Genomic DNA, 25,420 nt, shown 5'->3' on the forward strand with positions numbered 1-25,420 from the left:
TGGTCTCCGCGTCGAACAGCTCGGTGGCGTACTTGCAGCCCACCCAGAGCCCCTCCGGGCCATGGGCCGCCTCGAACGTCAGGTCCAGCTCGGCGGTGTGGTTGTCCAGCAGCGCGACATCGAGCGACAGCCCATCCCCCAGCGAGAGCGCGCGAGGGATGTCGTAGTCGTCGAGGACGAACGCGATGTTGTACAGCTCTCGTCGCGACGAGCCCGGCTGCGCCGCCGCGAGCACATGGTCGAACGGGCAGTGCCCATGCGCGAGCGCACCAATGGTGCTCTCTTTCACCCGAGCCAACAGCGCCGTCATCGACCCTTCGACCGGCACCTGGATGCGCAAGGGGACGAAGTTGGTGCAGTCGCCCACCAGGGAACGGATGCCAGGGACATCGCGCCCCGAGACCGCGGTCCCGAGCACGAAGTCGGCCTGCTGACTCCAGCGATGCAGCACGGTGGCCAGGGCCGACACCACGCACATGAAGGGTGTGGCCCCTTCGCTGCGCCCGAGCGCGTGAAGTCGGGCCATGAGCGCCGCGGGCACTCGCCGCGACCGTCGAGCCCCTTGGAATGAAAGCCGAGACGGGCGCGGGCGATCCGTGGGGAGGAGCACCATCGGAGGCGCTTCGGCGAGCGCGCGTCGCCACCACCCAAGCTCGGTCGCCATCGCGCGAGCCGTGAGGTGCTCGCGCTGCCACCCCGAGAGGTCCGCGTACTGAAGAACAGGCTCCGCGAGCGGTGATGACTGCCCCGAGACGAAGGCGGCATAGAGCGCGGCCAGCTCACGCGCGAGCAGTCCCACCGACCAGCCGTCCGCCACCAGGTGATGCAGCGACAGCACGAGCACGTGCGCGTCGTCCGCGAACCGCAGCAACGTGCCGCGCCACAACGGCCCCGTGGACAGGTCCATGGGGTGCTGGCCGTCTCGCGCGGCCTGGGCATCCAGGGCCGCCTGGCGCGACTCGGGCGATGCGCTCGGGACATCCACGACCGAGAAGGACTGGGGCGCGGGTGAATGAATGCGCTGCCAAGGCTCGCCCGCGCGAACCTCGAAGGTGGTGCGCAAGGCCTCGTGCCGGCGCACGACCTCCGTCCACGCCCGCTCGAGCACCGCCACGTCCAAGGCCCCGTGGAAGCGGAGGGCCAGCGGGATGTGTGAGGCCGTGGAGGCCGGGTCCAACTGCTGCAACACCCACAGCCGTCGCTGCGCGAAAGACGTCGGGGCGTCAGCGGTCCGAACCGCGCGCGGCTGAAGCGGTGGCAGCGCCGCGGTCTCCTGTTCTGCCGCGAGTCGTCGCGCGAGGCGCTCCACACTCAGGTCATCCAGCATCGCCGCGGCGGGGATGCGCTTGCCGAGTCGCGTCTCGATGCGGCCCTGGAGTTCGGCCGCGCCCAGCGAGTCCAGTCCCATCCGCGTGAGGGGCGCGCTCACGTCGAGCGTCGTGGCCCTCGCGCCCAGGACCGCGCGCAGCTCCTCCAGGAGGAGTCGCTCCACCTCGTCCGGTGGCCGAGACGCCGGTGCCTCGGCGCGCACCGGAGCGGGTGACGGGCCTTCATCGCGCCACACCACGTTCAGGGTGCCGTGGGCCAGTCCATCGCGGCAGGCGAACCGCTGCAGCTTCCCGCTCGAGGTCTTGGGAATGCTCCCAGGCGCGAGCAGTGCGACCACCTGGGGCTGGATCTCCAAGGCGCGAGCGATGGCTTCGCGCACCGCGTGGCCCACGGACGCCAGTGCCTGGGCATTGGAGGACTCCACCAGCTCGCGCGCCACTTCGGCCACCACCGCGAGCGCCTCGCCTCCCGAGGTCTCCACGGAGAAGGCCGCCACGCCCCCGGGGCGCACGCGAGGATGCGCGCGCTCGACCACGAGCTCGACGTCCTGCGGATACACGTTGCGGCCGCGCAGGATGATCAAGTCCTTGCGTCGCCCCGTGACGAGGAGCTGGCCATCCTCGGTCAGCACTCCGAGGTCGCCCGTGCGCAGGTAGTGCGCCTCGGCCTCCTCGGGATGGCTCACGGCCAGGCGTGCGTGGAACAGCGCCTCGGTCTCCGAGGGCTTGCGCCAATAGCCTTGGGCGATGCTCGGTCCCGAGACCCAGATCTCCCCGACCTCGCCCGGTGCGCGAGGCACGCGAGACTCGGGATCCACCACGCGCAGGCGCTGCGTCTCCAGCGTGGCACCGCAGCCGATGAGGGTGCGCGCGCCCGGTGCCTCGGGCTCGCATGCGACGACACGACCTTGTGCCAGCGCGGGTTCCTGCACGGGGTGGACGCGCGCCCCGCGCCCCTTGCGCTCGCCCGTGACGATGAGCGTCCCCTCGGCGAGGCCGTAGCAGGGAAGGAACGCCTCCGGCCTGAAGCCTCGCGGGCCGAACACCTGGGTGAAGCGCTCCAGCGTCGCGGCGCGGATGGGCTCCGCGCCACAGAACGCCACATCCCAACTGCTGAGGTCCAAGCCCTCCAGGTCCTCGGGTGTCGCGCGGCGTGCACACAGCTCGAAGGCGAAGTTGGGGCCGCCGCTGACCGTGGCACGCCGCTCCGAGATGGCTCGCAACCAGCGCAGCGGGCGCTGGAGGAAGTCCATGGGCGACATGAGCGTGACGGGGAAGCCCGCGAAGAGCGGCTGGAGGATGCCGCCGATGAGCCCCATGTCATGGTACGGCGGCAGCCAGATGACGCCGCGGCTCTCGGGGCCGACCTCGAACGCTCCGGCGATCAGCCGCAGGTTGTGCAGCAGGTTCGCGTGGCCGAGCATCACCCCCTTGGGGGTGCCCGTGGAGCCCGAGGTGTACTGGAGGAACGCCAGGGATTCGGGCCCGCACGCGGGCTCACGCCACGAAGCCTCACCGCCGGCGGGCAGCGTGTCCGTGGCCAGCCATTGCAGCGCACGGAAGTCCGGCGCCTGCTCGAACACGAAGTCCGTGAGCGACAGGATGCCGGAGGTGGTGAGCACCACCGTCGCCTCGGCGTCCTGAATGATGGCGCGCAAGCGGGGAAGGGTGCGCTCCAGCCGCGACGGGTCCGGTGGATACGCGGGCACCGCGACGGCCCCGGCCAACAGGCACCCGAAGAAGCCCGCGATGTACTCGAGACCCGGCGGATAGAGCAGCAGCACCCGCTGCCCCTCGACCCCCCTCGCCTGGAGCGCGACGGCGATGCGCCGCGCTCGCTCCTCCAGCCCGCGCGCGCCCAGGACTTCTTCGTCGCCTGAGTCGGGCTCCAGGAACGTGAACAGCCGATCCTGAATTCGTGAGTCCAATGCGCGCTGCTGCAACAGCGCGATGAGCGTCCTCGAAGTCTCGTGCATGGGAGAGCCCGTCGGTTCGATGTCCAATCGCGAACGGGCCGGTCATACCAGTCCATATGCGCGAGATTGGAAAAGACAGGAAAACTCACATGCACCTCCACTCGGAGGTGTGCAGCGGCGATTCAAACTTCTCGCATCACGCGCGACCGAACAGCCCCCTCAACCATCCCATCAAACTTCTCTTGGGAGGCACGACAGGCGGAGGCTCGGGTGGGCTGGCCTTCGTGGGTGGAGACGACGGATTGCGTGGCGCGGCAGCGGCCGGAGGCGGGCGGCTGTTCGCGCGAGGCGGCGACGATGCGGCCGGAGTGACCTCCGCTTCCAGGCGTGAGACGCGGGCGCGCGCGGCCTCGGGCGTGTCGCGCGTGGTGAACGTGCTGGAGACCTCGCGGCCCGTGGTGCCCTCGCGGGCCGTCACCTTGAGCAGCGACTCGTTGCTCACCTCGAAGGTGATGGTGACCTGCACGGCGCCGCGAGGCCGCCGAGGCAGACCCGAGAGCTTCAGCGTGCCCAGGTACTCATTGGCCGCCGCGCGATCCGAGTCGCCCTGGAACACGGACAGCTCCAGCTCCGTCTGTTCATCGCGGTGCGTGGCCACCGTGTAGCTCTTGGTGGCTGGCAGCGACACGTTGCGCTCCAGCACGGGCTTGAACCGGCCACCCGGCAGGCCCACGCCAATGGCCATGGGGAGCACGTCGATGAGCACGACGCCTTCGAGCTGTCCCAGGCTGTGCGCGAGCAACGCCGCGCCCAGCGCCACGGCTTCATCGGGGTGGACGCCCTTGCTGGGCGGCCGGCCAAAGAAGCGGGTGATCTTCTCGTGCACGAGCGGGAAGCGGCTCTGGCCTCCCACGAGGATGACCTCGTCGATGTCCTTGGGGCCCAGGTTCTTTGCGCGGAGGACCTCGTCGCAGACCTGGAGCGTGCGGTCGACGAGCTTCTCCGTCAGCTCGGTCAGCTTCTGCCGCGTGAGCGTGACGTCCAAGTCGTAGGGCTTGTCGTCAATCATCGTCACGAAGGCCACGTGCACGCGCATCTCCGAGCGCTCGGACAGCGCGCACTTGGCGCGCTCCGCCGCGTCGTTGATGCGCTGCAGCGCCACGCGATCGCCCTGGAATGTGCGGCCGGTGGTCTTCCGGAACTCGTTCAGCAGGTACTCGACAATCGCGTTGTCGAAGTCGATGCCGCCCAGGAATGTGTCGCCGCCGGTGGAGATGACCTCGTAGACGGTGTCCGCCAGCTCCAGCACGGACGCGTCGAAGGTGCCGCCGCCCAGGTCATAGACGAGCACGCGCTGGTTGAGCTTGCGCCCATAGCCATACGCGAGCGCCGCCGCGGTGGGCTCGTTGAGGATGCGCTCCACCACGAGGCCCGCCAGCTTCCCGGCCTCGCGCACCGCCTGCCGCTGGTTGTCGTTGTAGTAGGCCGGGACGGTGATGACCGCGCGAGAGATGGGCTGGCCGAGCTGGTTCTGCGCCACCTCGCGCACCTCGCGCAGGATGAGCGCGGAGATCTGCTGGAGCGAATAGATGCGATCGCCCAGGCGCACCGCGGCCTCGCCTCCGTCGCCCGGGGCGATCTCGTAGTGAAAGCGGTCCTTGATGTGTTGAACGATGGGCGATTCGTACGGGCGTCCCACCAGCCGCTTCGCGCCATAGACGGTCTGGCGCGGGTTGGTGAGCATCTGCCCCTTGGCCGGATGACCCACCACCAGCTTGCCGCGCGCATTGAGCGCGAGGATGGAGGGCACCGTGTTGTGGCCCTCGCGGCTGTGCAGCACCGCGGGCTTGGTGTTGCGCACGAACGCCGCGCAGGAGTTCGTCGTGCCCAGGTCGATGCCGATGACAGGGCCCGTGCGCTTGGGCTCCTCGGTGTTCAGCTCCAGCGCCGCCGCCGTCATGATGACCACGTCGCCCGGGGTCGGGCCCGCGGCGGGCGAGGGTGCGGCCGGCGCTCGGGCAGCAGGGCTCGCGACGGGGGCCGCGCTCAGCGGAGGGGGAGCAGGGGAGGGTGGGACGGTGTGGTCCGCAGGCCCGACACCGTTGGGTAACGGAGGTGTGTCGGATTGGGCATGCGGAAGGCTGGCGGCGGCCGACTCCAGGAAGCGCCGGGTCTGCGGATCGAGCTGCACGAAGCGCAGCCCCATGCCCGGAATGCCCTGGCCTTGCTGCCCCGTGACGAAGTGCACCACGGCCGAGGCGTAGACAATGCGCTCACCGCTCGCCAGGCGGAGGTCCAGGGTGACGGGCGTCCCGGGAGGCTTCACCGCCTTGGCGCGCAAATAGATGCCGCCTCGGGTGATGTTGCCTCCGTACTTCGCAAGGAACTCTTCGGGTGTCGCGAAGGGCAGCTTCACCACCAGCCCGACCGCCCCCTGATTCGATTCCGTCAATGCGCGGTCCCGAGACGTGAGTGCGTGCCGAGTATCGCCCGAAGTCCTGGCGAACGGGCGTCAAAAAAGGCCTTCTCCGTTGCGCACGCGCCTCGTAACTCGTATGGACACGCACCCGCGGGGCGCTGGTGCCTCGCGGGGCCTCCGGGAGCCCCCATGCTGAACCCCGATATCCGGCTGGCCCTCACCTTCGATGACGTCCTGCTGCTGCCGGCCGACAGCGCCATCGTCCCGCGTGACGCCGACCTGACGACCCGCCTCACGCGCAACCTCCGCCTGAACATCCCGCTGCTCTCGGCGGCCATGGACACCGTGACGGAAGCACGCACGGCCATCGCCATGGCGCAGGAAGGCGGCATCGGCGTCATCCACAAGAACATGACCCCCGAGCAGCAGGCGCTCGAGGTCCTCAAGGTGAAGAAGTTCGAGAGCGGCATGGTGGTGGATCCCGTCACCATCGAGCCTGACGCGCCGCTGTCCCGCGCCCTCGAGCTGATGCGCCACCACGGCATCTCCGGCATCCCCGTCGTGAAGGGCAAGCTGCTCGTCGGCATCGTCACCAGCCGCGACGTGCGCTTCGAGAAGAACGTCACGCAGAAGGTGGAAGCCGTGATGACGCGCAAGCTCATCACCGGCCAGGTGGGCATCAAGCAGGAAGATGCCCAGCGGCTCCTGCACGAGCACCGCATCGAGAAGCTCCTCGTCGTCAACGACGGGTTCGAGCTCAAGGGGCTCATCACCATCAAGGACATCGAGAAGCGCCGCACGCATCCGAACGCGGCCAAGGACGCCAAGGGCCGTCTGCTCGTCGCCGCCGCGGTGGGCGTGGGCGCGGACCGCGAGGCCCGCGTGGATGCGCTGAGCAAGGCCGGCGTGGACGTCATCGTGGTGGACACGGCCCACGGCCATCAGCGCGGCGTGGTGGACTCGGTGCGCGACACGCGCACGAACTTCCATGGCTTCGAGCTGATCGCCGGCAACGTCGCCACCGCCGAGGCCACTCGCGCGCTCATCCAGGCGGGCGTGGACGCGGTGAAGGTGGGCATCGGGCCCGGCTCCATCTGCACCACCCGCGTGGTGGCCGGCGTGGGCGTGCCCCAGGTCACCGCGGTGGATGACTGCGCCCGCGAGGCGGACAAGCACGGCATCCCCATCATCTCGGACGGCGGCATCAAGTACTCGGGAGACATCGTCAAGGCGCTCGCCGCGGGCGCCAGCTCGGTGATGATCGGCTCGCTGTTCGCCGGCACCGAGGAGGCCCCTGGCGACGTCATCCTGTACCAGGGCCGCAGCTACAAGAGCTACCGGGGCATGGGCAGCCTGGGTGCCATGAAGCAGGGCGCCAAGGACCGCTACTTCCAGTCGGACGTGGAGGCGGTCAAGCTGGTGCCCGAGGGCATCGAAGGCCGCGTGCCGTACAAGGGCACGCTGTCCATGAACGTGCACCAGATGCTGGGCGGCATTCGCAGCGGCATGGGCTACGTGGGCTGCGGCAACATCGAGGCCCTGCGCACCCAGGCCACCTTCGTGCGAATCACGTCGGCCGGACTCAAGGAGAGCCACGTGCACGACGTCATCATCACCGAGGAAGCGCCCAACTACCGGATGGAGTAGGGCGCTCCGCGCTCGGGGAGGGGGCCCTGGGACGGGCCCCCGACCGCATGACTACTTGCGGCGGCGCTCCTTGCCACCCGCCGCGTCGTCGCTGGCGGGAGCGGTGGTGCCGGCGACCTTCTTCTCCGCGCCGTTCACCTTGCCCACGAGCTGATCCTTGTCGTCCGGCTCGAGCGTCTCGATGGCCTGTCGCAGGGTGTTGAAGTCCAGGCGCGCCACCGTGACGGTGTTGCCGCCCTTGATCTCCTGCACCGTGGGGACCTCGATGAGCTCGCGCAGGTACGTCTCGAACTCAACGCGCACATCGGCGGCCTGCTGCACGCAAGCCTCCTTGGCGGCGACGATGGTCTGGCTGCCCTCTCGGTAGCTCAGGTCGGGGTTGCGGTTCATCGCCTCCTCGAACGTGGCCGTCCGCTTGCGGAGCGAGGAGTAGAGCTGGATGTAGTCGACCAGGCGGTCGGTCTCTGGCCGGTTCACGTTGCGAGCCTTGTTCAAGGCCTCGGACGTGTCGTCACAGGTGAGCTTCTGAAGCTCGGCCGCTCCGGGAGTCTCCTTCACGGAGAGATTTTTCGTGTCGCGGTCCAACCGCTCGTCGGACGTAATCTCCTTCACGCAACCAGCGGAGGACAGCATCAGGACGGTCGCAGCAACAGCACTGGAAGCGGACAGGCGCATCCGAACCTCGAAGAACAATTGGCGGGCTTTCGGCGTTGTTTCCCGAAGTTTGTAGCGATAAGGCCCCCCACCCGTCAACGACGCCCCCTATTGGAGACCCTCTGGTGGACCTGCACGCCGAGAAGATCCTGATCCTCGATTTCGGGAGTCAGTACACCCAGCTCATTGCCCGCCGTGTGCGGGAATTGGGCGTCTACTGTGAAATCCACCGGCCGGACCTCTCCAAGGAGGAGATCCGCCGGTTCGCCCCCCGGGGAATCATCCTCTCTGGGGGCCCTGCATCCGTGGAAGCACCTGGCTCGCCCCGGTGCGATCCCTACGTGTTCGAGGCCGAGGTGCCCGTGCTGGGCATCTGCTACGGCCTCCAGCTCCTGGCGAAGCTCTTGGGCGGCCGCGTGGACCGGGGCGCCCATCGTGAGTACGGCAACGCGGAGGTGGAGGTGCTCGCCGCGCGAGGCCCGCTGTCCGACTTCCACCCCGGCGACCGGGTCCAGGTGTGGATGAGCCACGGCGATCGCGTGGACGCACTCCCGCCGGGTTTTGAGGCCATCGGTCGCAGCGGCAACTCGCCGTTCGCGGCGGCCGCGCACACGAGCAAGCCCTGGTACGGCCTCCAGTTCCACCCCGAGGTGGCCCACACGCCGCAGGGCAAGGCGCTGCTGCGCGCCTTCCTGTTCAACGACTGCAAGGTGACGGGCTCCTGGACGATGAAGGGCTTCATCGACGAGGCCGTCACGACCATCCGCCAGCGGGTGGGGGAGCAGGGTCGGGTCATCTGCGCGCTCTCCGGTGGCGTGGACAGCTCCGTCGCAGCGCTGCTGCTTCACCGGGCCATCGGCCCTCGGCTCCAGTGCATCTTCGTGGACAACGGGGTGCTGCGGCAGGGCGAGCGGGCGCAGGTGGAGGCGCTCTTCGTGGATCGCTTCCACGTGCCGCTCATCACGGTGGATGCGCGCGCGCGCTTCCTGGAGAAGCTCGCCGGCGTCACGGATCCGGAGAAGAAGCGGAAGATCATCGGCCGCGAGTTCATCGCGGTGTTCGAAGAGGCCTCCCGCGACATCCAGGACGCCAGCTTCCTGGCGCAGGGCACGCTGTACCCGGACGTCATCGAGTCGGTGTCCTACAAGGGCCCGTCCGTCACCATCAAGAGCCACCACAACGTGGGCGGGCTGCCTGAGCAGATGAAGCTCAAGCTGGTGGAGCCGCTGCGCGAGCTGTTCAAGGACGAGGTCCGCGCGCTCGGCCGCGAGCTGGGGCTCCCCGAGGAGATGGTGAACCGGCAGCCGTTCCCGGGCCCCGGCCTGGCCATCCGCGTGCTGGGCGAGGTGACCGAGCCGCGGCTGGAGCTGGTGCGCCGCGCGGACGCCATCGTCCAGGAGGAGATCCGCGCCGCGGGGCTGTACACCCAGGTGTGGCAGGCTTTCGCCGTGCTGCTGCCCGTGCAGAGCGTGGGCGTGATGGGCGACGAGCGCACCTACGAGTCCACCTGCGTGCTGCGCGCCGTCACCAGCGTGGACGGCATGACGGCGGACTGGGCGCGGCTGCCGTTCCCGGTGCTGGAGCGCATCTCCACGCGCATCACCAACGAGGTGCGCGGCATCAACCGCGTCGTCTACGACATCTCGTCCAAGCCCCCCGCGACCATCGAGTGGGAGTAGGCCGCAGCGTCGGCCCCAGGCTCGCGAGGGCCTGAATGACCAGAGGCTGCCCGGAGTGAACCGGGCAGCCTCTTTTGCTTCAAGGGACTGTGACGTCCGCGAGACTTACCCGGCCGGGTTCGCCTTCACGGGCGGCGTCTGGGTGCTGCCCGGGCGCAGCTCCTCGAGGACGCGGTTGGCGCCGTAGACCTTCTGGAGCGCCTCGATGAGCGCGTCGCTGTGGACGGCCACCGTGCGGTTCACGGACTCGTCGAAGCCGTAGTCACCGCCGAGCGACTGGATGTTGCCGTCGAACACCAGGCCGACGATCTCCGCGTCCTTGTTCAGCATGGGCGAGCCGGAGTTGCCGCCGATGATGTCGTTGGTGGTGACGAAGTTCATGCCCGTGGTCGGCGTCAGGCTGCTCTGCGCCTTCAGCCAGGACTTCGGCAGGGCGAAGGGCTCCTCGCCCGTCGCGTGCTCGAAGGTGCCCGCCATCTGGGTGATGGGAGCCACCGTCTTGCCGTTCGCCGAGTAGCCCTTCACCGAGCCGTACGACAGACGCATGCTGAACGTGGCGTCCGGGTACGCGTTGGTGCCGTAGATGTCGAACTTCGACTTGGCGACCAGCTCGCTGTTCTTCCGGATGACGGACTCGATGTCATCCTCGAACGTCTTGCGGATGCCGCGCGCGTCCTCGTCCACCAGGCGGGCCAGCTGGATCATCGTGTCCTTGGAGGACTCGACGGCGGCCTTGCCGCCCGTGAACAGGGCCTGGCGCGCCTTCACGTCCGTCAGCTTCGAGCCCTTGACGACGCGGGTGGCCAGCGTGGCGGGCGACTCCTTGCCCAGGACCTTCTTCACGAACGGGTGGGACGGCCCCAGCTCCTCGCGCAGCTTGGTGAGGCTGAACGTCAGGCGGGCAATCTCCAGCTCCGGGTAGATGGGGGCCGGGCTGAAGACGTTGGCCTTGAGGGCGGGCAGGTTGGCGTCCGAGTACTCGCGAAGCCGCTGGCCGTTGTCCTTGGGCAGCTCATCCGCGCCGCGCACGAGCGCGCGGGCGATGTTGAAGAGCTGGGACGAGAAGCCCGCGCCCTGCTCCATGAAGGACAGTTCCTTGCGGATGTGGGTGAGCTGCTCCTCCGCCTTGGCGATCTCATCCCAGGCCGCGCCGTACTTCTTCTTCATCTCCGGGTTGGCGTCGACCTTCTTGCGCAGCTCCTGCTCGGCGGCGACCTTCTGCGCGAAGAACGTCTTGTCGAGCAGCGCCTCGTGCTTGCCCTTCATGGCCTTCAGCGCGTTCTCCACGCCGAAGAGCAGGTTGCTGGAGATGCGCTTCTGCTCGGGGCCCCGGCGCTGGAACTCGGTGACCATGCCGCGCAGCTCGGACAGCGACATGAGCGTCTTGGGCAGCATCACGTCGCGCTGGTACTCCAGCTCGGCGATGGTCAGCCCGCGCGAGGTGCGGCCCGGGTTGCCGGAGACGAACGTCAGCTCGCCTTCCTTGGCTCCGTGCGCGGACCACTTGAAGTAGTTGTCCATCTTCGCCGGCTTGCCGTCCTGGTAGACGCGCACGAAGGACACGTCCAGGTCGTACCGGGGGAACTCGAAGTTGTCCGGGTCACCGCCGAAGAAGGCGATGGCGTGCTCCGGGGCGAACACCAGGCGCACGTCCTGGAACCGGCGGTACTTGTACAGGTTGTACTTGCCGCCCTGGTACAGGGTGACGACGTCACAGCGGACCTTGTCGTCGCCGCCGGCACAGTCCTTCTCCAGCTTGTTCATCTCGGCCTTGAGCGTCTCGGCGTACTGCTTGCCGGTCATGCCCTGGGTCGACTTGTTCAGCGACTCGGTGACGTCCTTGATGTCAACGAGCTGGTTCAGCTCCATGGCCGGGCACTGCTTCTCGTCGGCCAGGGTCTTCGCGTAGAAGCCGTTCGCGAGGTAGTCCTGCTTGGCGCTGGAGAGCTGCTCCACGCAGCCGCGCGCGCAGTGGTGGTTGGTCATCACCAGGCCGTCCGGCGACACGAAGCTGGCCGAGCAACCGCCCGCCAGACGCGCCGAGCCGAGCCGCACCTTGTCGAGCCACTGCTGGGTGGGCTCGAAGCCGTACTTCTCCTTCACCTTCGCGGCCGGGAAGTTGTTGTACGTCCACATGCCTTCGTCGGCGAGCGCGGGAGCGGCGCCGAGGAAAGCGGCAATCATGACCAGACGCTTCATGAAGTGAGTCCTTTCAGGCCGAGGGTACGGCCAGGGCAGTGCGGTGTTTCTGCGGGAAGCCACAGGGAGGGTCAAGCTGGGAAATACCCCGCGCCTCCCCTAACGGATGAGCGGCTGAACGATTCCTTGGGTGGGGGCCAAGGGGCTCGCCATCCCTCGGGAACCTTTAGGGAATCCCCGAACCCATGGAGTTAAACGAGGCCCGCTTGGAATTGTCGCGCGGCTTTCGCCCGAAAGGCGCTGGGTGACCTGGGGCATCGCGTCGTCAGGGTACGACGCAATACGTCAGGCCCGATGTCTGGATTGGATTCAGGGGTTGCGGAGGAATGCAGGGGGTTCCGGCCGCGCGAGAAGCTTCCGGGCGTGGTGCCGGTGAGCGCGCGGAAGTCCGCGATGAGGTGGGCCTGATCGTAGTAGCCCACCGCCGTCGCGATGGTGCCCCAGTCCGGTGAGGACTGGAGGCGCGAGGCGTGCACGGCGCGCTGGAACCGGACGATGCGGGCGTAGGCCTTGGGGCCCATGCCCACCACGTCATCGAAGGCCCGCCGCAGTTGGCGCTCGCTGACGCCCACCGCGCGAGCCAGCGCATCCACCCGAGGCAGCTCGCGCGCGTTCGAGAGCAGCCTCACGGCGCGGCGGACGAGGTGCGCGGACGCAGGTTCATACACGTCGTCTCGTCGCAGGCGGTCGATGAGGGTTTCGCGGAGCACGCCCATGCGCGCGGCCACCGAGGGGGCTTCGGTCAGGCGCTCGCGCAGTCGCTGGCCCTCCGCGCGGCTCCACAGGGCTTCGATTGGCACGACGCGGTTGGTCAACTCGGAGATGGGGACGCCGAAGAAGGGGTAGGCGCCGCCGGGCTTGAAGTGCAGGCCGATGGTTCCGGGAGGGACCTCGGACAGGGGCTTGCTCAGGGCCTGAAGTCGCGTCCCCAGGGCGTAGACGTCCGCGCCGGATTCGGTGAGGCGGACGATGAGGTCCACCTCGCCATTGGGCAGCCGCACGAACTGGTCCTGCTCTGGGGTTCGCGTCAGGACGCGAATCCTCTGCACGAACCGCGAGAGCGCGTCGTGAGGCATGGCGGGGGTGGAGGCCGGGTTCACGCTTCGAGCATGGGCCACGCCTCGCGGCGCTTCAACCTGGCCGCGAGGGGACCCCGAGGCCATGGCCGATTTCTCCAATCGCCTGCGAGGGGGCGTTCCTAGCTTTCGCGGACCCAGTCAAAGAGGTCATGCGACATGCGGATTCATCACATCAACTGCGGGACGCTGTGTCCCGCGAGTGCACGACTCGTCGTGGGAGAAGGCAGCCTGTTCGCCCGAGCGCGGCTGGTGTGTCACTGCTTGCTCATCGAGTCGAGTGACGGCCTGATCCTCGTGGACACGGGGTTGGGCACGAGGGATCTGAAGGATCCGAAGGGGCGACTCGGGAAGCGCTTCGTGCGCCGCAACGCGCCCCGATTGAATCCCGAGGAGACGGCGCTGGCTCACGTCGAGCGGCTCGGATTCCGACGCGAGGACGTGCGGCACATCATCCCGACCCACCTGGACCTCGACCACGTGGGCGGGCTCGCGGACTTCCCGAACGCGCGCGTGCACGTCTTCGGGGACGAGTTGGAGTCGGCGCGGCAGCCCATGGACCCGAAGCAGCGCTTCGGTTATCGGCCCGTGCTCTGGGAGCATGGACCTCAGTGGGTTTCGTACGCGGTGGCGGGCGAGCGCTGGTTCGGCTTCGACTCTGTGAGAGCCATCCCGGGGCTGTCCGAGGAGATCGCCTTGGTGCCCCTGGTGGGCCATACCGAGGGTCATTGCGGCGTCGCGGTGAAGACCGGCGAAGGCTGGCTGCTGCACGCCGGGGACGCGTACTTCAGCCACCGCGAGCTGGATTGGAAGTCACCGCACAGTCCCTTCGGGCTCGCGCTGTTCCAGCGGCTGCGGTCCGTGGACAACGCTCGGCGTGTGGCGAATCAGCAGCGGCTGCGCGAGCTGGTCCGGAATCATGGCCAGCAGGTCCGCGTGTTCTCCGCGCACTGTGGCGTGGAGTTCGATCGCCACGCGGCCACGGAGGACTCGGTGCGCGGCGCGGCTTGAGCGCGGAAGGGGCCGGGCAGGGGAAATGAGACGCGTCCGCTGCCCGCGCGCAGGGATGGCTGGCCGTAGGTGCTAGGGAATCAACCGGCGTTCCCGAAGCGCCGCGAGCAACCGAGGCTTGCCGTCGTTCATCGCCGGGTCGCCGTGCGAAGGAATCACGTGCTCGAAGTCCATCTCGACGAGCTTCGCGACAGCGACTTCGAGCGCGGCCCGGTCCTTGGCGAACCGCAGGAACAGCTTGCTGACCGCGAAGCGCCGGTACGTGCCGAACATGCGGAAGAACATCCACGCCAGCAGGCCCTTGGGATGGGCGATGTTGAACACCATGTCGGTCAGGTAGAGCGCCTTGGAGGCCCGGTGCAGGAACGCGGTCTCGTTGAGCTTGGGCATGCCCGGGAGCGGCAGGATCGGCAGCTCGCGTTCAAAGGGCCACGGGTCGACGCCCAGGAGCCCGTGGAACTTCGTGTCCGGGTGCTTTTCCCGGATGCCCACCGGACCCCAGAGGCGAGCGTTCGGATGGGCCGCCGCGGCGGCCTTCATGCCCGCGGTGTGCGGCAGGCACGGCGCCACGATGTCGGTGACGGGGCCTGCGCCCTTGAGCTGCTCATGGGTGAGCTGGGTGCCCGGGGAAAACAGCACGCGGCCTTGCTCGAGTTCGAAGACGACCGAGCGAACCGGCAGATGCATCAACGGCGACCGCAGCGTGGAGTCGAGGAAGCGAGTCTGGGGGAGAGTCATATGGGGCTGCGACGCTCGCACAACGCGCGACGGAAGACGCGGACGAACACGGTGGATCCGAGCGCGAACCGAGGCCGCCGAGGAGGGATTTCCAGCGGGATCTCAGCGGCCTCGAGCCCCCTTGGGATTCAATTCACTTAGTTTACATAACGCATCTTATCAGACGTTCCGTTCAGAGAGGGACAGGGGGACGAATGGCCCTGACTTGGGGCTTTCCGGGCCGGTCTCCGGCACCTACGGTTGCCGCCCCAAATGCGTCCTCTTCTTCTTCGAACCGGATTCGTCGCCACGTGCTGTGGCGTGGCGCTCGTTCTCGCGGGCTGCCCCAGCAAGACTCCCGTGCCCGGCCCCGATGGCGGCGTCGCCGAGACTGTCGTGGATGCCGGCATCGCCCCGCCGGTCGCGGTGTTCTCGCTCCAGTACCAGTCACCGGATGCAGGCCTCGCAACCATCCCGCTGGCGCTGGATGAGAAGCCGCTGGTCGAGCCCACCTCGGTCCTCGAGCTGCGCAGCTCGGTCCCGCTGCGCAACTACCGGGTTCGCCTCTTCGATGAAGCCGACCGCGCCGTGGTCTCGGATGACAGCGCCACCGAGTCCGAGGCCGGCCTCGAGTACCGCATCGGCCTTCCGGAGCCGCTCAAGACAGGCTTCTCGTACACGCTGGTCGTCGATGCCCAGACCGGCTCGTCCATCACCGACGCCCAGGGCCACGACGTCAACGACCTCCGGGCTCAGTTCCAGGTCGCCGGCGAAAAGGAAAAGCCCAAGCCTTCACCGGCGCCCGCCAAGTCCAAGGCCAAGAAGAAGAAACACAAGTAGCGGACCCTACCGGCCCGTGACCGGGAGCTTCAGCTCGGCCTGGAGTTCCCGCAGCTTCGCCTGGATGGTCCGGACGTTCGCCGGGCCCATGCGCAGCAAGTGCTTCTGGGCTCGGCTGAGCCCCTCCAGCTCCGGCGCCGCGTAGACGTACAGCGCGCCCTGGGCCTGGACCTCCACCGGGTTCTCGGACACAGGCACGGCCAGCATCGCCGCGATGGCCCGCGACAGCGCCTGGTCAAACGTCTGACCCGGCGGCGCGATCTCCGCGTAGGCCTGATCCATCAGCGGATGCAGTTCGCGGAACACCAGCCCCGAACCGCGCGCGTCGATCGTCCCCAGAACCCGGGCCACGGCGTCGTAGCGTGCGTAGGTCCGCGGATGGATCGTGGTCGCCGCACCTCGGGCCTCGTTCACCTCGAAGGCCCCCGGGGGCGCCAGGAACCCGAGCACCGTCCGCGGGCTCTCGCCGTCCGCGATGTTGCTGACGGCCGCCGTGAACCGCCGGATCAGGTCCTTCTCTTGGAGCCACTTCGCCAGCTCCGCCTCCAGCGACAGCTTGCCCACCAGCTCTCGGACTCGGCCGTCGCTATCCGGCAGCGAGGCCGCGGCGACCGGAACCTCGGCTGGCGGCGCAGCGGGCACTGGGGCCGGCGTGGTTGGCGTCTCTTCGGGCTGAGTCTCGGCATCGCGACGCAGCCCGAAGTACGAGCCGACCAAGGCAAGCACCGCGAGCGCTGCCACGGTTCCCATCGCCATGGCCCGGGATGACCGAGCCGGCTGGATGGCGGCATCGGCCTCGGGGGTGTCACCGGGGGGCTTCACGAAGTTGGGCTCATTCATGGGTGTCTCCAGTCCATCCAGCTACAAACGAGTCCCGGGCGCATTCCAGTCCGCCAGCCGCCACAGTCGACGGCCATCCGCCATGAGGAATCCCCCGGGCAGGAGCTGCAAGGCTCCGATGGCCTCGTGCTCCAGCGGCAAGTCGAGGCGACCTGTTGGCTGCAGCGTCTGCACGTCGAGCTGGAGGATCGAAAATCGCTGTGACTCCCCTGCCCCCTCGTCCAGTCCTTCCATGACGACCCACACCGAGTCCGCCGTCACGAGCCCGGAGTAGTCCGTGACCTGCGTCCCGGTGTCCTCGGGAAGCGCGTACTCAGCCAGCAGCACGCAGTCCGGGAAGCTCCAGCGGCGGATCCACGTCCCGCCAATGCCGATGAAGCTCGTCCCCGAGGCATCGAAGCCCGTGGGAAAGAACGGCGCATCCGGGCTGTCGAGGCCGCCCTCGCGGACCAGGTGCCCGCCCTCGCGCCGCAGGAACACGAGCCACGTCCCGTCCTGCCCTTGGCTCACGGACACGCCCATCACCGGCGCCGAGGGATGCGGCATCAGCTCATGCAGGCCCTCCAGCTCCGGGTCCAGCGCGGCATTGACTGAGCCCGGCCCCGAGGCCCCATCGGTCAGCGTCTCCCCATCGAGGACGCGCACGACGTGCTGGCCCGCGGACTCCTCGCTGGTCCAGAGTTCTCGGCCGGAGGCATCGAAGCCCAGCGCCAGCGACGGATGCGGCCAGAGCCGAGCCCCCAGCGTGGGCACATCGCGAGGCATCCCTCGCCGCAGCTCCAGTCGTCCGGGTCCCATGACGATGAGTCGCTCCAGGTCGGGATGCAGCGCCAGCAGTGTCGTGTGGAGCGGGACCTCCAAGCCCGGCCCCACGTGCCAATCATCCGAGGCGCGCAGCAGCGTGAGTCGCCCGGGTCCCGAGGGCAACCCCAGGACCCGATCGGACGTTCCGCGAATGACACCGTCCCGGGCCCATGGCACCTGCACCGGCCGAGGCAGGTCCTGCCGGATGAGGCGGACCGCGTGGCTGGGGATGTTCCTGCCCCCAGACGGGCTCAGGTGTCCTGCTCCATGGCGCGCACGCGCGCGAGCGTGTCGAGGTCGCGCTCGGTGGGGCCCAGCTCCAGGATGACGCGGCTCACGTCGTAGAGCACGTCGCCGCGATCGAACACCGGCAGCCGAGGAACGTCCTGGTTCAGATCGTCGGCGCCCCGGTTGTACGTCACGTCCATCAACGTCCGGAGCTGGAACGCGTCGTACAGGTTGTACTCGACGAGGAAGCGCAGGGCTTCGATGTCGCCGCGACGCAAATAGGCACGCCACAGCAGCACCGCGTCCCAGCCGTGCACGCCCTTGAGGTGCGGAGGCCGCGCGGCGCCGATCTTGTCTTCGATCTCCTTCAGCCCACCGCCCATGCCCAGTCGCCGCGTGACGAACCGCAGGTCGATGTGCGCCGCGGGCGCCGGGAAGCGCCCGGGGCCGAAGTAGTCCTTCAGCACTGGGACATCGAAGCAGGAGCCGTTGAACGTCACCCACAACCGCCGGGCCGCCATCGCCTCGGGCAGCGCGTCCATGTTGCGGCCCTGGACGAAGACACTCAGGCCCGAGGCATCGAACAGGCTCACCACCGTGGGGACCTGCGTCTTGCTGCCGTCCGTTTCGATGTCGAAGTAGACGGCCTCCTGCGCGAACTCTGGATACAGCCGCCAGTGCTCGCGGGATGGCAGGAGCTGCGCCAGCGCATGGAGGTCCCTGCGCGCCAACGCCTCGCGCGCCTGGGCGATCCGCGCGCGCGCCACGTCATCGGACTTGCGGCTGATGGCGATGCCGGTGCCCGCCTCGGGGAAGTCATCCCAGGTGCGGATGCCGCGCGACCACAAGTCCTTCTCGCGCCACGGCCCCACTCCGGGGATGTGCTGGAAGGTTCGCTGCAACATCAAGCGGGGGTGCCCAACCTTCCGGCCAGGAGTTCATCCAGGAGCGGCACGTCCGCCTCGCAGAACGGCAGGGCCTGCATCTCCGTGGGCGTGTGGAACGCGAGCGCCTGGGCGCCGAGCGGCCGGGGCTCACCCGAGACGAGCGTCGCGCCGTACAGCGCCAACTCCACCGTCAGGTCGGGATACGCGTGGCGCCCCTCCCAGAGGCGCGGTCCCACGCGCAGCTCCACGTCCAGTTCCTCGCGGCACTCCCGGGCGAGCGCGGCCTCGTCGGACTCTCCGCGCTCCACCTTGCCTCCCGGGAACTCCCACAGCAGCGCCCGGCTTCCGCCAGGCAAGCGCTGCTGCACCAGGAAGCGCTGGGGCTGGCCCGGCTGGGGAATCAGGGCCGCCACCACCCGCACCGTCCTGGGCGCGGGGGCTGTCAACCGTGCGTCCCCTTGATGTCCATGGAGTACAGGTAGCCGTTGTTCGAGAGCACGAACACCTTGCTGCCCTGCACGTAGGGGGTGGCCGAGATGCCATCGCCCGGGTTCCACGAGAGCCGGGACTGGCCCGTCACCGGATCCACGAAGAGCAGCGCGCGCTGAACGGGAACGAGCAGCATTCCCCTGGCGAACACGGGCGCATAGCCCGCGCGTTCCCCGAGCTTCAGCGTCCAGATGCGCTTGCCGTTCTCACCCAGGAAGGCCTCCACCCGGCCGTCCCCGCTGGCGAACAGGACCTGCCCCCGAGCGAGCAGCGAGGTGATGCCCTCCACCGCCGTGTTCCAGACGAGGTCGCCCGTCTCCGCATCCAGGGCGTACAGCCCGCCCTTGTACGACGCGACGTACAGGTGACCGGCCTCGTCGAGCACCGGCGTGGTGTCCACGTCCAGGAACTCGGTGCCGCCGCCGGCCAGGGACTTCTCCCACGTCACGCTGCCGTCGGACGTCTTCAGCGCGACGAGGTAGCCATCGGAGAACCCGAGGTAGGCCGTCTCGTCATGCACCAACGGCCGGCACGCGCCATGGATGGTGAAGCCCGAGGGCGGATCCCGGCGGTACTGCCAGGCCCACTGTCCATCGTCCGCCTTCACCGCGAACAGGGTGTCGCTCTCCGACACCACCAGGACGAGTCCGTCCGCGACGACGGGCACCGTGGCGAGCGACTCGCCTGCGGCGTACTTCCACTTCACCGAGCCCGTGCGGACATCGATGGCGTAGAGGATGCCGTTGCCGCCCGGAACGTAGGCCACGCCGTTCTGGATGTGCGCGCCCGCGTTGAAGCGGATGCCCGTCTCCACGCTCCAGACGACCTTGCCGTCAGGCGTGAGCCCGCGGGCGATGCCGTCTCGCGTGAGCGCCACCACATGGCGGCTGTCGGGATCGAATGCCGGCGAGGCGAACTCGCGCGGCGCGTACTCGAGCAGCGGTGGCTTGACGAGCGGCGTCCACCAGTCGATCTCGAAGAAGCTCACCGGTGGCTGACGGGGCGCCCGGGGCAGCTCCGGGTTTCCGTACAGCGGCACCGAACCGCACGCGCCCAGCAATCCAACCGCCGCGGCGCCACCCACCCAACGCTTCCACCACGTGAGCTGCTTCATGGTCACTGCGCTACCCCGCGTCCTGCGTCGTCGTCGCCGCGGGGGTGGGCGCCGGAACCTTCACGCCCTCGGCGGTCAGCACCGCCAACCGCTCCGTGGCCTGGCGCGCCGCCGCGCTGTTCGGGTGGTCCGTGGGAATCTTGGACAGCACCTGCGCGGCCTCTTCCTTCTTGTTGTCCAGGATCAGCATGCGGGCCTTGTGGTACTGGCCCATGCCGGCCAGGTACTCGCCGGAGTCCGCCGCGTCCATCTGGCTGAACGACTCGATGGCCTTCGCGTGGTCGCCCTTGGCCTCGTACGCGTAGCCCTGACCCTCGAACGCGCTCGCGCGCAGTGGATCATTGGTGGCGGCGGACTTGAGGAAGTCACCGAAGGCGGCCAGGGCGTTGTCGTAGTTGCCCAGCCGGAACTCGGCCTTGCCCAGCGGCAGGGCCGCCGTCGTCGCGGCGCGGGTGCCCCCGTGCTCCTTGCGGAAGTCCGTGAGGGACTTCACCACCGCCTCGTCCTTCTCCTTCACCGACTTGAAGGGCGGCTCGGTGTCCGAGGGGTTGGCGGCGTCCACACCCGTCACCGGGCGGTCCAGCACGGTCAGCGCCTGCCCGAGGCCCTGGGTGGCCTTCTCCTCGCCACGCTTGGACACCTCGCTGCCAATGGCAACGCCCACGGCGCCCACCACGAGCACGCCCGCGGCGATGGCGAGGAGCTTCTGGCGCTGCATGAGCCAATCGCGCGCCTCGGCGCCGACCTTCTGGAAGGCGTCCGGCTGGCGGAGCTCACGCTGGCGAATCTTCTCGGTCTTCTGCTGGGCCACGGTCACAGGACCTCTCTCGGCTCGACGGTGCTTTTCTGAGAAGCGGCGCACTGTAAAGAGCGCCCACCGGAAGTGTCAACGCGTTGGAGCGTCAGTGCTTCCCGGACTTCTTACTGACCAGGTGCGGCTTCTTGCGGGCCTCTCGCTTGGCCTTGCCCGGTCGCTCTCGGAACAGCAGTCGGATGGGGACCCGCAGGTCGAACGTCTTGCGGATCTGGTTGGTGATGTACCGCTTGTACATGTCCGGCACGCCCTCGGGCACGTTGCACGTGAGGGCGAAGGTGGGCGGCGCGATGCCCACCTGGGCGATGTAGTACAGGCGCAAGGGTTTGCCGCGAACAATGGGGGCCGGGTTGTTGTCCACCATGTGTTCCAGTAGCCGGTTGAGCTGGGGCGTGGGGGCCCGGAACCGGAACTGCTCGGCCATCTCCACCGCCAGGTCCACGACCTTCTCCACCTTGGAGCCCGTGAGGGCCGAGGTGAAGATGACCGGCGCGTAGCCCACGAACTTGAGGGCGAGCTTCAGGTCCTCGCGGTAGGTGTCCTGCTTGCGCTTGTCCGTGGACACCAGGTCCCACTTGTTCACCACGATGACGAGCGCCCGACCGCGGTCCGCCGACAGGCCGGCCAGCTTGGCGTCCTGATCCACGGCGGGCTCGGTGGCGTCCATCAGCAGCACGGCCACGTCGCTGCGCTCCAGCACCTTCATGGCGGCGACGACGGAGTACTGCTCCACGCGGTGCGCGATGGTCTTCTTGCGCCGGATGCCCGCGGTGTCCGTGAGGATGAGCTTCTTTTCCTTGTAGGTGATGGCCGAGTCGATGGGGTCCCGCGTGGTGCCGGGCACGTCGCTGGCCACCACGCGCTTCTCCTTGAGGATCGCGTTGACCAGGGTGCTCTTGCCCACGTTGGGCCGACCGATGATGGCCACGCGGATGGTGCCGTCGTCGGGCGGCGCCTCCGCGTCCTCGCCCTCTTCCTTGGGCGGCAGCTTCGCCACCACCGCGTCCATCAGGCTGGCGACGCCCAGGTTGTGCTCGGCGGAGATGGCCTGCACCTCGCCCAGTCCCACGCGGAAGAACTCGGCGGCCAGGGCCTGCATCTGCCCGGACTCGTTGTCGAGCTTGTTGGCGGCCACCACCACGGGCTTGCCGCTCTTGCGCAGGTAGGACGCCACCGCCTCGTCATCCGAGGTGAGGCCCACGCGCGCGTCGGCGACGAAGATGATGGCGTCGCACTCCTCCACGGCGAGCTGCGCCTGCTCGCGCACCTGCGCCAGCAGGGTGTCCTTCTCACCGGGGACGAACCCGCCCGTGTCGATGAGGGTGAAGGCGCGGTCCGCCCACTCGGCGTCGGCGTAGTGCCTGTCCCGCGTGACGCCGGGCAGGTCCTCCACGAGCGCGATGCGACGACCCGCCAGGCGGTTGAACAGGGTGCTCTTGCCCACGTTGGGGCGTCCCACGATGGCGACCAGCGGCTTCATGAATTCTCTTTCGCCTGCGACAGCTTCACTCGTAACCCAGCTTCTTGAGACCCTCGGGGCGCTCGCTCCACCGAGGCTCCACTCGCACGCGCAGGTCCAGGTAGACGTGCGCGCCCAGCAGGCGCTGCACCGACTTGCGCGCGTCCGTGCCGATGACCTTCAGCATCTGGCCCTTCTTGCCGATGATGATGGCCTTCTGGCTGTCGCGCTCCACGTAGATGGACGCGGCGATGCGGATGAGCCCGCCCAGTTGCCCGGGGGGCGTGCCCGGACGCGGCTCGCGCTCGGACTCGTCGAACACGTCCACCATCACCGCCGTGGAGTACGGAATCTCCTGGCGGCAGTGACGCAGCACCTGCTCGCGGATGTACTCGCTCACCAGCACGCGCTCCTGCTGGTCCGTGAGCATGTCCTCGTCGAAGAGCCGCTCGCCCTCGGGCAGGTGGCTCAGCACCGTCGTGAAGAGGTGCTCCACGCCGTCGCCCTCGCGGGCGGACACCGGCACCACCTCCGCGAACGGGAACTGGTGGCGGTACAGCTCGATGAGCGGCAGGAGCTGCTGCTTGGGGACCGAGTCGATCTTGTTGATGACGAGGAAGGTCGGCTTGCCGATTTTCTGGAGCCGCTCCAGGACGGCCCGGTTGCCCGGGCTCACATCCGGCGTCTCGCCCGCGGGGGGCTCGATGAGGAAGAGGACCAGGTCCACTTCCTCGGCCGCCGAGAGGGCGACCTCGACCATGTAGCGGTTCAGCTCGCCCTTCGCCTGGTGGATGCCGGGCGTGTCGAGGAAGGCCACCTGGCCCTCGGGCCGCGTCACCACGCCCAGGATGCGGTTGCGGGTGGTCTGCGGCTTGGGCGAGACGATGGCGATCTTCTCGCCCGTGAGCGCGTTGAGCAACGTGCTCTTGCCCACGTTGGGGCGACCAATGAGCGCGGCGAAGCCGGCGCGATATTTCTGCTGGGGGGACATGCTTCCGGAGGTGATCTGAGGGCCCCCTCGCGAGGGCCCCGGGTTGCGACAAGGACGGCGCTGCTGTCTTGCGACAGGCCCTTACAGGCTTACGGCTGCGACGTCGAGATGGTCAGCGTGTTGATCTTCACGTCCTTCTTGGGACGGTCGTTGTGATCCTTCGGCAGCTCGTTGGCAATCCGGTCCACCACCTCGTAGCCCTGGACGACCTCCCCGAAGATGGTGTGGCCGTTGTTCAGGTGCGGCGTGGGCACCACGGTGATGAAGAACTGGCTGCCGTTGGTGTTGGGGCCCCGGTTCGCCATGGCGAGCAGGCCCTTCTTGTCAAAGCGGCGGCCGCTCTGGAACTCGTCCTCGAAGTTATAGCCCGGGCCACCCGTGCCCCGGCCGAGCGGATCGCCGCCCTGAATCATGAAGTTGCCGATGCAGCGGTGGAAGATCGTCCCGTTATACAGGGACTTGCCCGTCTCCTGGGCGTTCGTGGCCGGGTTCTTCCAGGTCTTCTCGCCCGTGGCCAGGCCCACGAAGTTCTCCACCGTCTTGGGCGCGTCCTTGCTGAACAGCTTCACCACCACCTTGCCCTCGGTGGTGTCGAAGGTGGCGAACAGCTCCTTGCCCGAGCGGGCCTCTTCCATCATTCCCATGGTGTCGTCCTCGTGGTCTCGGGGCGCGTGGCCCCAGGGTTAGCTTGGGTTCTCGGGGTGCTCGCCCTGCCCTACGGCTTGGCGCCCGCCTGGGGCTTGCTGGTCCCGGTCGCCTTGGGTCCGCTCACGCCCTTGGGGCCCTTGTCGCTCAGCACCACCTGGGAGATGACCACCGGCGTCTGGGGGCGGTCCCGTCCGTCGCGCTTCACGTGGGCGATCTTCTCCGCCACGTCGTAACCCTGGACGACCTCCCCGAAGATGGTGTGCCGACCCGACAGGTAGTCCGGCGTGGAGACGGTGATGAAGAACTGGCTGCCGTTGGAGTTGGGGCCTCCGTTGGCCATGGCCAGGAGGCCCTTCTTGTCGAAGCGGCGGCCGCTCTGGAACTCGTCCTCGAAGCGGTAGCCCGGGTTCCCCATGCCAGTGCCGGTGGGGTCACCGCCCTGAATCATGAAGTCGGGGATGACGCGGTGGAACACGGTGCCGTCATAGAGGGGCTTCTTGGACATGGCGCCCGACTTCGGGTCGCGCCACTCCTTCTCGCCCGTGGCCAGCCCCACGAAGTTGGCCACCGTCTTGGGGGCGTCCTTGGAGAACAGCCGGACGACGATGGCGCCCTCGCTCGTCTTGAGGGTGGCGAACAGCTCCTGGCCCGCCTGGACCTTCTGGGTCCACTTGCCCGCGGCAGGCGGGGCTCCCGCCAGCGCCACGGCGGCGACCAACGCGACGGCGACTCCCAGGAAGCGGTGCATGCGAGACAATCCCCTTGGCAAACGGCGGGGGACCCTATTCGCAACCCCCGCCCCCTCCAAGGGGTTTCACGCCGGGCTGTCACCTCGTGGGACTTCCAGGGGAGCCTCCATGCTCCCGGGCGGAGGGCCTGGGAGCACCGGCGAGTCCGCCGTGACCTTGAGTCGCTCCATCGTGGCGCGCGCCGCGGACTGCTCCGCCTCCTTCTTGCTGCGCCCCGTCGCCCGCGCGTAGATGACCTCGGCGATGCTGACCTCGACCTCGAACAGCTTCGAGTGTTCGGGTCCAGACTCGGACACCACCCGGTAGCGCGGCGAGGCCTTCAGCCGCTCGTGCGCCAGCTCCTGGAGCAGCGTCTTGTAGTCCAGCCGCCCGGCTCCCGAGGACACCTCGTCCAGCATCTCCGCGAAGTACCGGTCCACGAGCGACACCGCCGGCTCCAGGCCCCCGTTCAGGTACACGGCCCCGAACACGGCCTCCAGCGCGTCCGCCAGGAGCGAGTTCTTGTCCCGCCCGCCCGAGAGCGCCTCGCCGCGGCCCAACAGGAGCAGGTCGCCCAGCGGGATGGAGCGCGCCACCCGGGCCAGCCCCTCCTCGTGGACGATGCGGGCGCGCATCTTGGTCAGCTCGCCCTCGGGCACCCCGGGGCAGCGCTCCATGAGCCGGTGACTCACGGCCAGGTTCACCACCGTGTCCCCGAGGAACTCCAGGCGCTGGTTGTCCTTGAGGTTCTGCTCGCGGTTCTCGTTGACGTACGTCTTGTGGGTGATGGCCTCCAGCCCCAGCTCGAGGCGAGCGAACGTCACGCCCAGGCGCACCTCGAGGGCCTGGACCCGCTCGGCCGGGGGCATCTTCTCCTTCTCCAAGGCCTTCACTCCTGAGACCCGCGCTGGAACAGACTGCGATTCACCGTG

General features: G+C 68.5%; 21 protein-coding genes. 4 read left to right on the forward strand and 17 right to left on the reverse strand.

Features of this window, described 5'->3' with window-relative positions; all coding sequences use genetic code 11:
* Both JGU66_32640 and JGU66_32645 read right to left on the reverse strand, forming a co-directional pair.
* Positions 1-3,304 (reverse strand): AMP-binding protein (locus tag JGU66_32640; protein MBJ6765527.1); only part of this gene is annotated, 3,304 nt, incomplete at its 3' end.
* A gap of 136 nt (positions 3,305-3,440) precedes the next feature.
* On the reverse strand, positions 3,441-5,696 hold the full coding sequence (locus tag JGU66_32645; GenBank protein ID MBJ6765528.1) for a TIGR02266 family protein: 2,256 nt from the start codon (positions 5,694-5,696) through the stop codon (positions 3,441-3,443).
* Positions 5,697-5,852: 156 nt separating this feature from the next.
* Between JGU66_32645 and guaB the strand changes: the two genes are divergently transcribed.
* Positions 5,853-7,310, forward strand: a complete 1,458-nt coding sequence (gene guaB, locus JGU66_32650) for an IMP dehydrogenase (protein ID MBJ6765529.1) — start codon at positions 5,853-5,855, stop codon at positions 7,308-7,310.
* Positions 7,311-7,361: 51 nt separating this feature from the next.
* Here the strand turns inward: guaB and JGU66_32655 are convergent, their stop codons facing one another.
* Positions 7,362-7,985 (reverse strand): hypothetical protein, encoded by a 624-nt coding sequence (locus JGU66_32655; protein MBJ6765530.1) that lies wholly within the window; start codon positions 7,983-7,985, stop codon positions 7,362-7,364.
* Positions 7,986-8,089: 104 nt separating this feature from the next.
* Here JGU66_32655 and guaA point away from each other — a divergent pair, with 104 nt between their 5' ends.
* A complete protein-coding gene (guaA, locus tag JGU66_32660; protein ID MBJ6765531.1) occupies positions 8,090-9,643 on the forward strand; it encodes a glutamine-hydrolyzing GMP synthase in 1,554 nt (517 codons plus the stop codon).
* A gap of 105 nt (positions 9,644-9,748) precedes the next feature.
* Here guaA and JGU66_32665 read toward each other — a convergent pair whose 3' ends face one another.
* Together JGU66_32665 and JGU66_32670 are read right to left on the reverse strand one after the other, a co-directional pair.
* On the reverse strand, positions 9,749-11,842 hold the full coding sequence (locus tag JGU66_32665; protein MBJ6765532.1) for a S46 family peptidase: 2,094 nt from the start codon (positions 11,840-11,842) through the stop codon (positions 9,749-9,751).
* Positions 11,843-12,033: 191 nt separating this feature from the next.
* On the reverse strand, positions 12,034-12,918 hold the full coding sequence (locus tag JGU66_32670) for a helix-turn-helix transcriptional regulator (protein ID MBJ6765533.1): 885 nt from the start codon (positions 12,916-12,918) through the stop codon (positions 12,034-12,036).
* A gap of 159 nt (positions 12,919-13,077) precedes the next feature.
* On the opposite strand from JGU66_32670, the gene JGU66_32675 reads away from it, so the two are divergent.
* Complete coding sequence (locus JGU66_32675) at positions 13,078-13,929, forward strand: MBL fold metallo-hydrolase (protein ID MBJ6765534.1); 852 nt, start codon at positions 13,078-13,080, stop codon at positions 13,927-13,929.
* A 72-nt stretch (positions 13,930-14,001) separates the two neighbouring features.
* Here the strand turns inward: JGU66_32675 and JGU66_32680 are convergent, their stop codons facing one another.
* Complete coding sequence (locus tag JGU66_32680; GenBank protein MBJ6765535.1) at positions 14,002-14,667, reverse strand: hypothetical protein; 666 nt, start codon at positions 14,665-14,667, stop codon at positions 14,002-14,004.
* Positions 14,668-14,919: 252 nt separating this feature from the next.
* Between JGU66_32680 and JGU66_32685 the strand changes: the two genes are divergently transcribed.
* The gene (locus JGU66_32685) at positions 14,920-15,486 is read left to right on the forward strand and encodes a hypothetical protein (GenBank protein MBJ6765536.1); all 567 of its coding nucleotides are present in this window, start codon (positions 14,920-14,922) and stop codon (positions 15,484-15,486) included.
* A gap of 6 nt (positions 15,487-15,492) precedes the next feature.
* Here JGU66_32685 and JGU66_32690 read toward each other — a convergent pair whose 3' ends face one another.
* The 11 genes from JGU66_32690 to rnc all read right to left on the reverse strand — a co-directional run bounded on the left by JGU66_32690 (position 15,493) and on the right by rnc (position 25,357).
* Positions 15,493-16,326, reverse strand: coding sequence for a DUF3014 domain-containing protein (locus JGU66_32690; GenBank protein MBJ6765537.1), 834 nt, complete (start codon positions 16,324-16,326; stop codon positions 15,493-15,495).
* 21 nt (positions 16,327-16,347) lie between these two features.
* Positions 16,348-17,253: a hypothetical protein gene (locus JGU66_32695; protein MBJ6765538.1), complete on the reverse strand. Its 906-nt coding sequence runs from the start codon at positions 17,251-17,253 to the stop codon at positions 16,348-16,350.
* A gap of 128 nt (positions 17,254-17,381) precedes the next feature.
* Positions 17,382-18,263, reverse strand: a complete 882-nt coding sequence (locus JGU66_32700) for a ribonuclease H-like domain-containing protein (protein MBJ6765539.1) — start codon at positions 18,261-18,263, stop codon at positions 17,382-17,384.
* Positions 18,263-18,691, reverse strand: coding sequence for a (deoxy)nucleoside triphosphate pyrophosphohydrolase (locus JGU66_32705; GenBank protein MBJ6765540.1), 429 nt, complete (start codon positions 18,689-18,691; stop codon positions 18,263-18,265). The genes JGU66_32700 and JGU66_32705 overlap by 1 nt, the downstream gene beginning before the upstream one ends.
* Complete coding sequence (locus tag JGU66_32710) at positions 18,688-19,848, reverse strand: PQQ-binding-like beta-propeller repeat protein (protein ID MBJ6765541.1); 1,161 nt, start codon at positions 19,846-19,848, stop codon at positions 18,688-18,690. Before JGU66_32710 ends, JGU66_32705 begins: the two co-directional genes overlap by 4 nt.
* A 10-nt stretch (positions 19,849-19,858) precedes the next feature.
* Entirely contained in the window at positions 19,859-20,659 is an 801-nt protein-coding gene (locus tag JGU66_32715; GenBank protein MBJ6765542.1) for a tetratricopeptide repeat protein, read from the reverse strand.
* A gap of 91 nt (positions 20,660-20,750) precedes the next feature.
* The gene (der, locus tag JGU66_32720) at positions 20,751-22,142 is read right to left on the reverse strand and encodes a ribosome biogenesis GTPase Der (protein ID MBJ6765543.1); all 1,392 of its coding nucleotides are present in this window, start codon (positions 22,140-22,142) and stop codon (positions 20,751-20,753) included.
* Positions 22,143-22,167: 25 nt separating this feature from the next.
* Positions 22,168-23,112 carry a GTPase Era gene (gene era, locus JGU66_32725; protein MBJ6765544.1) on the reverse strand — a complete coding sequence of 315 codons (945 nt, stop codon included), beginning with the start codon at positions 23,110-23,112 and terminating at the stop codon, positions 22,168-22,170.
* An 89-nt stretch (positions 23,113-23,201) separates the two neighbouring features.
* A complete protein-coding gene (locus JGU66_32730; GenBank protein MBJ6765545.1) occupies positions 23,202-23,756 on the reverse strand; it encodes a peptidylprolyl isomerase in 555 nt (184 codons plus the stop codon).
* Between the two features lie 71 nt (positions 23,757-23,827).
* The gene (locus JGU66_32735; GenBank protein MBJ6765546.1) at positions 23,828-24,508 is read right to left on the reverse strand and encodes a peptidylprolyl isomerase; all 681 of its coding nucleotides are present in this window, start codon (positions 24,506-24,508) and stop codon (positions 23,828-23,830) included.
* Between the two features lie 66 nt (positions 24,509-24,574).
* Complete coding sequence (gene rnc, locus JGU66_32740) at positions 24,575-25,357, reverse strand: ribonuclease III (protein MBJ6765547.1); 783 nt, start codon at positions 25,355-25,357, stop codon at positions 24,575-24,577.
* Positions 25,358-25,420: the final 63 nt, after the last annotated feature.

The sequence above is a fragment of the Myxococcaceae bacterium JPH2 genome, assembly GCA_016458225.1.
Lineage (GTDB): Bacteria > Myxococcota > Myxococcia > Myxococcales > Myxococcaceae > Citreicoccus.